This window comes from Phenylobacterium aquaticum, from assembly GCF_947378715.1.
GTDB lineage: Bacteria > Pseudomonadota > Alphaproteobacteria > Caulobacterales > Caulobacteraceae > Phenylobacterium > Phenylobacterium aquaticum_A.
Genome location: NZ_CANCLE010000133.1, coordinates 1 through 11,364 on the forward strand (window position 1 = coordinate 1; position 11,364 = coordinate 11,364).

The 11,364-nt window shown below is 68.6% G+C and carries 12 protein-coding genes and 1 pseudogene; 7 read left to right on the forward strand and 6 right to left on the reverse strand.

The genetic code is table 11. From position 1 onward, the window contains the following. Positions 1-252, forward strand: a pseudogene (locus Q7P21_RS15540) (ABC transporter ATP-binding protein); the annotation flags it as partial. Here Q7P21_RS15540 and Q7P21_RS15545 read toward each other — a convergent pair. From Q7P21_RS15545 to Q7P21_RS15565, 5 genes are all read right to left on the reverse strand, one after another. Next, positions 203-646, reverse strand: a complete 444-nt coding sequence (locus Q7P21_RS15545; RefSeq protein ID WP_304177783.1) for a PaaI family thioesterase — start codon at positions 644-646, stop codon at positions 203-205. The pseudogene Q7P21_RS15540 and the gene Q7P21_RS15545 sit on opposite strands and share 50 nt — an antisense overlap. Next, positions 646-1,143, reverse strand: coding sequence for a 6,7-dimethyl-8-ribityllumazine synthase (locus Q7P21_RS15550; RefSeq protein ID WP_304168619.1), 498 nt, complete (start codon positions 1,141-1,143; stop codon positions 646-648). Before Q7P21_RS15550 ends, Q7P21_RS15545 begins: the two co-directional genes overlap by 1 nt. 335 nt (positions 1,144-1,478) lie before the next feature. Next, the gene (locus Q7P21_RS15555; RefSeq protein ID WP_304168617.1) at positions 1,479-1,922 is read right to left on the reverse strand and encodes a flagellar basal body protein; all 444 of its coding nucleotides are present in this window, start codon (positions 1,920-1,922) and stop codon (positions 1,479-1,481) included. Beyond that, positions 1,919-2,254, reverse strand: coding sequence for a rod-binding protein (locus tag Q7P21_RS15560; protein ID WP_304168615.1), 336 nt, complete (start codon positions 2,252-2,254; stop codon positions 1,919-1,921). The genes Q7P21_RS15555 and Q7P21_RS15560 overlap by 4 nt, the downstream gene beginning before the upstream one ends. Next, positions 2,254-3,360, reverse strand: a complete 1,107-nt coding sequence (locus Q7P21_RS15565) for a flagellar basal body P-ring protein FlgI (RefSeq protein WP_304168613.1) — start codon at positions 3,358-3,360, stop codon at positions 2,254-2,256. Before Q7P21_RS15565 ends, Q7P21_RS15560 begins: the two co-directional genes overlap by 1 nt. Positions 3,361-3,576: 216 nt before the next feature. Between Q7P21_RS15565 and Q7P21_RS15570 the strand changes: the two genes are divergently transcribed. The 4 genes from Q7P21_RS15570 to Q7P21_RS15585 all read left to right on the forward strand — a co-directional run bounded on the left by Q7P21_RS15570 (position 3,577) and on the right by Q7P21_RS15585 (position 7,347). After that, positions 3,577-4,008 (forward strand): flagellar assembly protein FliX, encoded by a 432-nt coding sequence (locus Q7P21_RS15570; protein ID WP_304168611.1) that lies wholly within the window; start codon positions 3,577-3,579, stop codon positions 4,006-4,008. Between the two features lie 100 nt (positions 4,009-4,108). Next, positions 4,109-4,537 (forward strand): RNA polymerase-binding protein DksA, encoded by a 429-nt coding sequence (gene dksA / locus Q7P21_RS15575; RefSeq protein ID WP_304168609.1) that lies wholly within the window; start codon positions 4,109-4,111, stop codon positions 4,535-4,537. Positions 4,538-4,640: 103 nt separating this feature from the next. Continuing rightward, positions 4,641-6,308, forward strand: coding sequence for an NAD+ synthase (locus Q7P21_RS15580; protein WP_304168607.1), 1,668 nt, complete (start codon positions 4,641-4,643; stop codon positions 6,306-6,308). A 64-nt stretch (positions 6,309-6,372) separates the two neighbouring features. Then, positions 6,373-7,347 (forward strand): hypothetical protein, encoded by a 975-nt coding sequence (locus tag Q7P21_RS15585; RefSeq protein ID WP_304177785.1) that lies wholly within the window; start codon positions 6,373-6,375, stop codon positions 7,345-7,347. Positions 7,348-7,883: 536 nt separating this feature from the next. Here the strand turns inward: Q7P21_RS15585 and Q7P21_RS15590 are convergent. Further along, positions 7,884-8,486: a TIGR00730 family Rossman fold protein gene (locus tag Q7P21_RS15590; protein ID WP_304177787.1), complete on the reverse strand. Its 603-nt coding sequence runs from the start codon at positions 8,484-8,486 to the stop codon at positions 7,884-7,886. A gap of 95 nt (positions 8,487-8,581) precedes the next feature. Between Q7P21_RS15590 and Q7P21_RS15595 the strand changes: the two genes are divergently transcribed. Both Q7P21_RS15595 and Q7P21_RS15600 read left to right on the forward strand, forming a co-directional pair. Beyond that, entirely contained in the window at positions 8,582-9,364 is a 783-nt protein-coding gene (locus Q7P21_RS15595) for a hypothetical protein (protein ID WP_304168599.1), read from the forward strand. A 138-nt stretch (positions 9,365-9,502) separates the two neighbouring features. After that, positions 9,503-11,260, forward strand: a complete 1,758-nt coding sequence (locus tag Q7P21_RS15600) for an ABC transporter ATP-binding protein/permease (RefSeq protein WP_304177789.1) — start codon at positions 9,503-9,505, stop codon at positions 11,258-11,260. The last annotated feature ends 104 nt before the right edge of the window (positions 11,261-11,364 follow it).

Consider the following 11,364-nt stretch of genomic DNA (forward strand, 5'->3'; position numbering starts at 1 on the left):
TCGCTCAGCGGCGGCGAGCGTCTGAGGGCGGCGCTGGCCTGCGTGCTCAACGCCACACGTCCGCCCCAGCTGCTGATCCTGGACGAACCCACCAACCACCTCGACCTCGACTCGATCGCCGCGGTCGAGGCGGCCTTGGGCGGCTATGACGGCGCGATCCTGGTGGTGAGCCACGATCGTGACTTCCTGGACGCCATCGGGATCAAGCGGGAGGTGCGGCTGGGCCAGCGTCTGGCGGACGACCTGTCCTGAACACCGCATTGGCGCGGGCGCAGGGCTGGCCGTCGGCGGTGACGAAGGCCTGGGCGAAGCTGAGCGTCCCGCCGGTCTTCACGAACACCGTGTCGATCTCGATCCACTGGCCGATCTGGGCCGAGGCCAGGAAGTCGACATTGAGGTTCACGGTGACCAGCCGCGCGGCGCCGCCCAGCTGCTGGCTGCAGGACAGGCCCATGGCGTTGTCGGCCAGCGCCGAGATCAGACCTCCATGCACCATGCCGCGACTGTTGGTATGGGGCGCGTCGGCCCGCAGGCCGAGGACGACCCTGTCCCCAAGCCGGCGGCTGTAGAGCGGCTCCCAGGGTTCGGTGAGCGGGCTCTGGCGGAAATGTCGTTCGAACCCCTCCGGTGGGCTGAACTCGGCCATCACGCCGCCCCCGTCAGCTTCTGGAGGCTTTCCAGGGTCTTCAGGCAGGCCTGGGCGGCCTCGACGCCCTTCTGGACGAAGTGGGCCTTGAAGAACTGGTGGTGGGTGTCGTGGTCGTGGAAGTGGTGCGGGGTCAGCACCACGGAGAACACCGGCACCTCGGTCGAAAGTTGCACCTGCATCAGGGCCTGGACGACGGCGCCGGCCACGAAGTCATGGCGATATATGCCGCCGTCGACCACCAGGGCCGCGCCGACGATCGCCGCGTAGCGGGCGGTCTTGGCCAGGGTCTGGGCGTGCAGGGGGATCTCAAAGGCGCCAGGGGTGTCGAACACCTCGACGATCTGCTCGGAAAAGCCCTGGCGGGCCAGTTCAGCCAGGAAGCCCTCGAGGGCCTTGTCGACGATCTCGGCGTGCCAGCCGGCCTTCACGAAGGCGATGCGGGCGGGCCGATAGGCGCCGTTGGCGGTGGCGAATTCATATGCAGCTTGGGTCATGGTCAGCTCCCAGTCGGATGAACCACGACTCAGGGAGACACCATGGGCGCCGCGCGGCCGCGCGCATGCGGTCGCCTGACGTCCTGGTGGTTCTCATAACCGGACTCTAACCGTCGGCCCCGGGATCACACCGGTGTCTGCTGCCCCGTCCAGGCTTGCGACTGGACGGGCGCCCGCGGGCTCGTGCGCCGCTTCTTTCGAAGACGCCGCCATTACCGCCGGTGGGGACTTTCACCCCGCCCTGAGAACGCGCGCCGCCGGAAAGGCCCGACGACGCCTGGAAGCTAGGCAGATGACGGGGCGTCAAACAAGCGTTTTAATTTGGCGGCGCGGGGCTAGGCCCGCTTGTTCAGGGTGATCGAGGTGGCGGCGCCGGGGGCGTGGACCTTGGCGCCGGGGCCGTAACCGACAGCCTTGGTGCGTTGAGCGGCGACCTCGTCGGCGATGCAGCGGACCAGACCCTCGGTCACCGTCTTGGCGGCTTCCAGGGCGCGACCCTGGCGGGCGAGCACGGCGTCGAAGGCCTCGGTGGCGGTGATCAGCTTGGCGCGCAGGGCGAAGGGCGCACTGGAGACCAGGCCGGGATTGGCCCGCACCCGCGCCGACTCATGGCGATAGATATTGGCCAGCTTCGAGGTTTCCTCGATGTGCACGGCCGCGTCCTGGGGACGATGCTGTTCGAAGGCCAGGGCCTCGAGCGCGATGAGTTCCGTCAGGCGTTGGGTCAGCATGATCAGCTGCTCGACGCGATCGGAAGCGTCCGGCGCGGATAGCGTCATGGGGTCTCCTCAGTCAAACCTTGAAGCTTCAACATTTCCTTCTGGACGGAGGCGGCGATGCCGATCCCGCCCGTGCGCGACACCTGCTTGGCGATGGCGTCGGTCATGAAGGACTTGAACATTTGCTCGCCCTGGCCACCGCTGAACGTGCTCTCGGTGGTGTTCACGCCCTCGAACATCTCGCCGACCATCACCGAGAGGAATGAGCTCTCGAAGTCCTTGGCGGTCTTGGTGATGTTGGCGCGCTTGGAGAGTTCGCCGGCGGTGGGGGCCGTCCCCGACGCCTGCAGCAGGGCCGGGTTGAGGGCGATGGGCGAGATCATAGAGGCCATCACATCACCTCGATGTCGGCCTGCAGGGCGCCCGCGGCCTTAATGGCTTGCAGGATCGAGATCATGTCGCGGGGCGTCACGCCCAGGGAATTGAGCCCGGCGACCAGGGAGGACAGAGAGGCGCCGCTGTTGAGGGTGAGCAGCTGCTTGCCCTTCTCCTCGTCCACCGAAACGCTGGACTGCGGCACGACCGTGGTCTGGCCCTGGCTGAAGGGGGCGGGCTGGCTGACGCCCGGCGTCTCCTGGACGCGGATGGTCAGATTGCCCTGGGCGATGGCCACGGTGGAGATGCGGACATTCTCGCCCATCACCACCACACCGGCGATCTCGTCGATGATCACCTTGGCCGGCTCATCGGTGTCGACGGTCAGGTTCTCGACCTGGGAAACGAAATTGACCATGTCCTGGCCGGCGGGCGGCTGGATGGTGACGATGGTCGGGTTGTCGGCTCGGGCGCAGCCGGGATAGCGGCTGTTGATCACGTCGGCGATCTTGCGCGCGGTGGTGAAGTCGGGATTGCGCAGCGTCATGCGCAGCTGGGCCATGCTGGCCAGCTGGAAGCCGATCTCACGCTCGACGATCGCCCCGGAGGAAATCCGTCCGGCGGTGGGGACGCCCTTGGAGACCGAGCTGCCCGAGGCGCCGGAGGCCGAGACCGATCCGGTCTGCACTGTGCCCTGGGCCACGGCATAGGCTTGGCCGTCGGCGCCCAGCAGGGAGGTGACCAGCAGGGTGCCGCCCTGCAGGCTCTTGGCGTCGCCCATGGCCGAGACCGTGGCGTCGATCGGGGCGCCGGCGGCGACGAAGGCCGGCAGCTTGGCGGTGACCATCACCGCGGCGACATTCTTGGTGTTGAGGTTGGCGTCGCGGGTGTTGACCCCCAGCCGCTCCAGCATCGCCTCGAGGCTCTGCTTGGTGAAGGGGGCGTTGCGCAGCGAGTCGCCGGTGCCGTTGAGGCCGACCACCAGGCCGTAGCCCATCAGCATGTTGTCGCGAACGCCTTCGAACTCCACGACGTCCTTGATGCGGGACTTCGCGAAGCTGGGCCCGGCCGCGAGCACGGCGAAGGCGAGGGCGAGACTGAACAGTCGAATCGGTCGGCGCATGGAGCCCTTGGGGGGAAGCAAAGCGAACCCGCTTGCCTATGCGACGCCCGTGCCAGTCAGGCCCACCTTGGAATCCCTCAGAAAATCAGAAAATGGGCGGAAGGGACGCTCGGTCGATTCCGGGGCTTCGGCAGAAATTGCCCGGCATTAACCATACTCTAAGGTCCCCAGCCGAAGAGTGCCCCCGAAGCGTAAGGCGGAAAGTTTGACCTGCCCATGAAGGTGAATGGAACCAGCGGCGTAGGCGCGGCCGGCGGCCCAGGCAAAGCCCGGGGCGGAGACGGCCAGGGCTTCCGACTGCCCTCGGTGTCGGCTCCGGCCGGCCCGGCCCAGGTGGCTCGCGCCGCGGGCCTGAGCGGCATGATGAGCGTCGACGCCATTCTCGCCCTGCAGGATGTCGGCGGACCGATGGAGCGCCGCCGCCGTGCGGTGCGTCGGGCCGGGCGTCTGCTGGATGTGCTGGACGGCGTGAAGCTGGGCCTGCTGTCCGGTGAAGTCAGCGCCGGCGATCTCGCCAGCCTGAAGACCGCCATCCGCGACCAGCGCGACGCCACCGACGACACGCAACTGGAAGGCGTGCTGGACGAGATCGAAACACGGGCGGCGGTCGAACTGGCCAAGCTCGAATGCGCGAAACTTTTACGATGATCCGCGCTCGGCGAGCGAGTCGCATTGCTTGCGGGTTGCGGTTTGCTATAAGCGCCCCGCGTGTCTTACGGGGCGTAACTCCAGGGGGCGTGAGGCGTAAATGACCACAGCCACTGTCTTGGCTGACAAGCCGGAATACCGTCCTTCCGAGGACGAAGCGTTCATGAACGAGCGTCAGCTTGAGTATTTCAAGCAGAAGCTCTTGGATTGGAAAGAGGATATCCTTCGGGAATCCCGCGAAACCTTGGTCCATCTACAGGCCGAGACCGAGAACCATCCTGACCTCGCCGATCGCGCGACGTCGGAGACGGATCGCGCGCTCGAACTGCGGACCCGGGATCGCCAGCGTAAGTTGATCTCCAAGATCGACGAGGCGCTGCGGCGAATCGAGGATGGCAGCTACGGCTACTGCGAAGAGACGGGGGAGCCGATCGGCGTCGCCCGGCTGGACGCCCGGCCGATCGCCACCCTCAGCCTCGAGGCGCAAGAACGCCACGAGCGCCGCGAGCGTGTTCACCGCGACGACTGACTTTGGAAACGCCGCCCTTCACCGGGCGGCGTTTCAACTTCGCCATCCCGACAGTCGGTATTCCGGCTGGCGAGGCGCGTGTGGCGAGGCTACATGACGGCCCATGGCACACCGTTTCGTCATCGCCGCCGTCCAGGCCAACCCCACCGTGGGGGCCATCGCCCGCAACGAGGCGCTCGCCCGTGAGCGCATGGCCCAGGCCCGCGCCGCCGGCGCTGACATCGCCCTGTTCTCCGAGCTGTTCCTCAATGGCTATCCGCCGGAAGACCTGGCGCTGAAGCCGGCCTTCTGGGCGGCCGGCAAGGCCGCCGTCGAACGGCTGGCGGCCGAGACCACCGCCGACTTCGCGGCTCTGGTGGGGGTGATCTGGCCGGCCGAGGGGCCGGGACGCCGCCCGCGCAATGCGCTCGCCTTCCTGGCAGACGGCAAGGTCCAGGGCGTGGCCTTCAAGTGCGACCTGCCCAACTATGGCGTCTTCGATGAGAAGCGGGTGTTCGAGCCCGGGACCGCGCCGGCCATCTTCGAATGGAAGGGCGTCAGGATCGGCGCGCCGATCTGCGAGGACATCTGGAGCGACGCGGTCTGCGCCGACCTGAAGGCGCGCGGCGCCGAGATCCTTCTGGTTCCCAACGGCTCGCCCTTCCGCCGGCTGGCGGACAAGGAACGCATGGAGGTGGCCACCGCCCGCGTCGCTGAGACCGGCCTGCCGATGGTCTATGTCAATGAGGTCGGCGGCCAGGACGAGCTGGTGTTCGACGGCGGCTCCTTCGCCCTGTCGGCGGCCGGCGATGTGGTCATGCGCCTGCCGATGTTCGAGGAAGCCCTGGCGCTGAGCGTCTGGGAAAAGGCGGAGGCCGGCTGGTCTTGTGTCGAGGCGCCGATGGGCGACTGGGTCACGGGCGCCGAGGAGGTCTATCGCGCCATGGTGCTGGGCCTGCGCGACTATGTGAACAAGTCCGGCTTCCCGGGCGTCCTGCTGGGGCTTTCCGGCGGGGTGGACTCGGCGATCGTCGCCGTGGTCGCCGCCGACGCGCTCGGGCCGGACCGAGTCCGCTGCTTCATGCTGCCGTCGCGCTACACCAGCCAGGACAGCCTGGACGACGCGGCGGGCTGCGCCGGGCGGCTGGGCGTGCGGCTGGACGAGATCGCCATCTCGCCGGCGGTCGACGCCTTCGCGGCCATGCTGACCCCGCTCTATGAGGGCAAGGCGCCGGACCTGACCGAAGAGAACATCCAGGCCCGGACCCGAGGCCTGTCGCTGATGGCGCTCTCCAACAAGCTCGGCCTGATGCTGCTGACCACCGGCAACAAGTCGGAAATGGCCGTCGGCTACGCCACCCTCTATGGCGACATGTGCGGCGGCTACAATGTGCTCAAGGACATCTACAAGACCGATGTCTACGCCGTCTGCGCGTGGCGCAACGCCAACGATCCCTACGGCGTGGCGGCCAATCCGATCCCTGAGCGCATCCTGACCAAGGCCCCGTCGGCCGAGCTGCGGCCCGACCAGAAGGACCAGGACAGCCTGCCGGAATACGCCGAGCTGGATGCGATCCTGTTCGGCCTGGTGGAGGAGGAGGCGACCCTCGACGAGATCGTCGCCCGGGGCCACGCGCCCGAGACGGTCGAGCGGGTCCAGCGCCTGCTCTACGGCTCGGAATATAAGCGCCGCCAGGCCGCACCCGGCGTCAAGATCGGGCCCCGCGCCTTCGGCCGTGACCGCCGCTATCCGATCGTCAACGGCTTCCGCGACGTGGTCAGCAAGGGCTAGCTCGGCGGGCTTCGCAATTCGCAAGCTTGGCTGCTATCGTCCCGCCGCGATGGGAGAGATGAGTATGCGTGGACGGATCACTGCGGGGCTTTTGACCTGCCTGCTGCTGCTCACCGGCTGCGCCACCACCGTGTCGATCAGCGCCCGCTTCCCCGCCCGCTATGCCGACACCGCCGACATCCGCCGCATCGCGGTGGGCGGCTTCAACGGCTTTGGCGGCCCCGAATTCCAGTCAGCCCTGCAGGCGGAGCTGTTCGCCGCCACCTTTGACGGCCAGCCCTATTTCACCGTCGTGGCCGCCGGTGGGCCGCTGGACCCGACCGGGGCCGGCGCATACGGCCGATCGGTCGGCGCCCAGGGCGTCATCTATGGCTCGGTCAGCACCGACTTCAACACGTCGAACTACCAGGGCAGCGAGGATCGCTGCGTCGAGTGGAAAGACAAGAAGTGTAAGAAGTACAGGAGCTTCCCCATCCCCTGCTGGCGCCGCACGGCGGACCTGATGGTGACGCCCAGCCTGGTGAACGTGGCCACCGGCCGAATCGTCTATTCGGCCCAGAAGCGCGCCAGCCGTAGCGCCTCCTGGTGCGCCAACCAGACCCCGTCCGGCAGCGACCTGGAACTGGTCAGCGGCGCCCAGCGGGAGATCCTGGACGACATCCGCCGCGACATCGCCCCGTTCAACACCACCCTGGACGCCACCCTCAAGACCCGGGGCGACGGCCTGTCGGCCGAACTCAAGTCGCAGTTCGCGGCGGCGGTGAAGGCGGCCTCTGCTGGAAACATGGGCCAGGCCTGCGACGGCTGGACGGCGGTCAACAAGGCCAGCCCGCGCAATCTCGACACCGTCTATGACCTCGGCGTCTGCGCTGAGAGCGGCGGCGACTATGCGGGCGCGCTGGTCCTCTATCGCCAGGCCCAGGGGCTGGCGACCGCGCCGGACAAGGACATCGCCGCGTCCATCGCCCGGGCCGACCAGCTGGCGGCCGCGCGGGCGGCCCTGGCCAAGACCAAGGCGGGCAAGCGCAGTCCGATCTAGGCCCGGGGATTGCAGATGTTAATTCCGGCCACCATCTCAGATTCCCGACCCAAGGCGATGTTGAGAGCGGCTGGTTCTCTGGCAGTCCTGCTCGCTTGCGGCTTCGTGTTTATGGTTGGCGGCCGTGGTGGCCAGTTCATTGGCCTTGGCGCTGGTGCGTTCGGCCTGTGTTCGGTGGTCGCTAACCTCTGGACGGCTTGGAGGCCTGGGGCGGTTCTGTTGACGCCAATCGGGCTGGAGGTGAACCGGCCGTGGAAACAGGTCAGCCTCGCCTGGAAGGACGTCGCGACTGTTTCGGTGTGCAAATCCCGGCTTGCAGGAGAACTCGTGATGGCCCCTCTCAACGGGCTGGAATGGGTTGAGGTCCAACGCCGTGAAGGTGGACCTCCCATTCTGGTCATCGGGAGCGAACTGGGCGCGAAAGCTTTGACCGCCCTCATTGCTGATGCGCGGACTGAGTGGCTGGCTCAGGAGCGCACGATCTTTTCGGAGGAGCCCCTCCACGCGACGCCAGACCGCGCCCCTTCGAGTCCCGTTTAGGTCAGGGTCGCGACGTCCGGGGCCATGGCGTGGACCTTGCCGGGGCCGCGCAGGAGGGCGGGGACCACGTCCTCGATTCGCTCGACCGTCACCCAACTCTCCATGAATTCCGGGGGGGTGAGCTTGTGGTCGACCGTGTGCTGGAAGAGGGCGAACAGCGGCTCCCAGAAGCCGTTCGGGCTCCAGAACACCACCGGCTTGGCGTGCAGGTCGAGCCGGCGCCAGGACAGGAGCTCGACGATCTCCTCCAGGGTGCCGACCCCGCCGGGCAGGACCACGAAGCCGTCGGAGCGCTCGAACATCATCTGCTTGCGCTCGTGCATGGAGGTGACGACCACAGTCTCCACCACGTCGAGCCGGCGTTCCTTGACCTTCAGGAACTCGGGAATGATCCCCAGCACCTTGCCGCCGGCCTCGTGGGCGGCGACCGCGCAGGCGCCCATCAGGCCGACGCCGCCTCCGCCATAGATCAGCGCCAGCTTGGCCGCGGCCAGCGCCCGACCGAGATCGGCGGCGGCGGTGAGGAAGGCCGGCTCGGCCGCATCGGCGGAACCGCAGAACACGCAGACGGACGTAAGGGGGGCGGGGTCGTGCCCCATATGGCAGGCTCCAGGAGAATCAGGACGCGCCGCTTGAAGACCGGCGTGGAAGGATCAGATTAGCTAGGACTTGGGTTAAGGAGTTTCAACCAACCGTGTCGTCTCTGCGCGCTCCTATTGTCGCGGTCCTGTCCGGGGCCTGCGCCCTGTTGGCCGCCTGCGGCGCGCGCCCGACGCCGAGCGCGGTTCCCGCCAGCGAGAGCCAGGTCGGCGCCGGCTATCTGACCCCGCCGGCGGTCTCCGACATCGTCCTGGCCGGGGGCCAGATGCTGATGTCCGGCACGGCCGCGCCCCTGGCCCGGGTCCGCCTGGCCACCCCCACCGGCGAGACCAGCCTGGCCACCGCCGATGCCGCTGGCCTGTGGCGGCTGTCAGCGCCCGCCCAGCCGAGCACGGCGCTCTATGGCCTGTCCCAGACGGCGGGCGACCGTACGGTTCAGGCCGAGGGCTATGTGATGGTCACGCCCTCCGGGGCGGGTTTCCTGCTCAGGGCCGGGGCCGGGGCGGTCCGCCTGGGCCGGCCGCCGCAGCAGGGGATCACCGCCGTCGATTTCGACCGCGAGGGCGCCACGGTCATCTCCGGCCGCGCACCGGCCGGCGCCAGTCTCAGCGCCTGGGTCGACGGGCGCCGGGCGGCCGAGGCCAGGGCCGACGCGACCGGCGCCTTCTCCCTGTCGCTCAACGCTCCCCTGCGGCCCGGTGGCCATGACGTGAAGGTGTTTGGCGATTCCGTGGACAGCCGCATCGCCTTCAGCGCCGCCCAGGCCCAGCCCCTGGTCAGCGGACCGTTCCGGGTCGAGCCGACGCCGGGCGGGGTGAGGGTCGACTGGATCACCCCGGGCGGCGGCGTCCAGTCCACCGTCGTCGCCGCCTCCTAGCCTACCCCCGTCACAACCGCCCCACGGGGCAGGAAGATTCCTCAGTTGGCATTTCATCACGCGCATGGCGGCGGCGGCCGGTTCCAGGCCCCGGAGGCCACAGCCCCGGCCGAGCAGGCCTTTGGCTTCTGGCGATCGATGTCCGAGCTCGCCGGGTTGGTGATGCGCTCGGGCGCCGCCGGTCTGCGCTGGCGTCTGCCCCTGGCGCTGGGGCTGGTGTTCCTGGGCAAGCTGGCCGGGGTCTGGGCGCCGGTGATGCTGGGCGACGCGATCAACACGCTGGCGCCGGCCAAGGGCGAGACCCTGAAGCTCGGCGCGGACTTCGTCACCCTGGCGCTCGCCTTCGCGGGCTTCCGCCTGATCTCGGCCTGCGCGCCCTTCGCCCGCGACGTGGTCTTCACGCCGGTGTCGCAACAGACCATGGCCAAGGCGGCGGTGGAGACCTTCGCCCATTCCCTGTCCCTGTCGCTCGACTTCCACCAGGGCAAGCAGACCGGAACCCTGGCGCGGATCATCGACCGTGGCTCGCGCTCCACCGACTTCCTGCTGCGGAGCGTGGTGTTCAACCTGGGGCCCACGGCCATCGAACTGGTCATGGCGATGATCGTCATGGTCACCCGCCTGGACTGGCGGTTCGCAGTGACGGCGCTGGCGACCATCGTCGTCTATACGGTCGCCACCTTCCGGATCACCGACTGGCGGCTGTCGCACCGCCGCCGGCTGAACGAGACCGACAACCGCGCCGCCGGGGTTTCGGTCGACGCCATGATCAATTTCGAGACGGTGAAGACCTTCGGGGCCGAGACCCGCACGGTCGGCCGCTACGAAGGGGCGATGGACGACTATGTCCAGGCCTCGGTCCAGGCCAATGTCTCGCTGTCCATGCTCAACGCCGCCCAGGCGGTGGTGCTGAACGCCGGCCTCGGCCTCATGGCGGTGATGGCGGGGCTGGAGGTGATCCATGGCCACATGCGGATCGGCGACGTCACCACGGCCATCCTGCTGCTGACCGGCATCTATGGTCCGCTGAACATGCTGGGCTTCAATTATCGTGAAATCCGCCAGGCCTTCATCGACATGGAGCAGATGGTCGGCCTGACCTCGCTGAAGCCGGACATCACCGATTCCGCCGCCGCCCGCGACCTGCCGCCGGCCAGCGGGAAGGGGGCCGAGCTGACCTTCCGAGATGTCGACTTCCGCCATGACGCGCGGTCCAGCGGGCTCCTGGGGGTCAGCTTCGTCGCCCCGCCGGGCACGACCACGGCCCTGGTCGGTCCGTCCGGGGCCGGCAAGACCACGGCGGTGCGCCTGGCCCTGCGCCTGCTGGACCCGCAATCGGGCCAGGTGATCCTGGATGGGGTCGATCTGCGCGACGTGCGTCAGGCCACCCTGCGCCGCGCCGTGGCCCTGGTGCCCCAGGACGTGGCCCTGTTCAACGACACCCTGTTCGCCAACATCGCCTTTGGCCGTCCCGAGTCCGCCCCCGAAGCCGTGCGCGCGGCGGCGGAGGCGGCCGAGCTGGGCGCCTTCATCGACGGCCTGCCCAACGGGCTCGGGACGATGGTCGGCGAACGCGGCCTGAAGCTGTCGGGCGGCGAGCGCCAGAGGGTCGGCATCGCCCGCGCCCTGTTGGCCGAGCCCCGCCTGCTGATCCTGGACGAGGCCACCAGCGCCCTGGACGGCCGGACGGAGGAGGCGATCCAGGCCACCCTGCGCAAGGTCCGCGAGGGCCGCACGACCCTGGTGGTGGCCCACCGGCTGTCGACCATCGTCGACGCCGACCAGATCCTGGTCCTGCGCCGGGGCAAGATCGTCGAGCGCGGGACCCATGCCGAGTTGCTCGACAAGGCTGGCGAGTACGCCGCCCTGTGGCGCCGCCAGACCCGCGCGCACTGACCCCCCGCGAGGCCTATTCGGCGGCGTTGGACAGGTCGCCGTGCACGGCCGGCGCGGCGGGCGGCTTGCGCCGCTTCAGTCCGACCTTCTCGAACAGCCAGGCG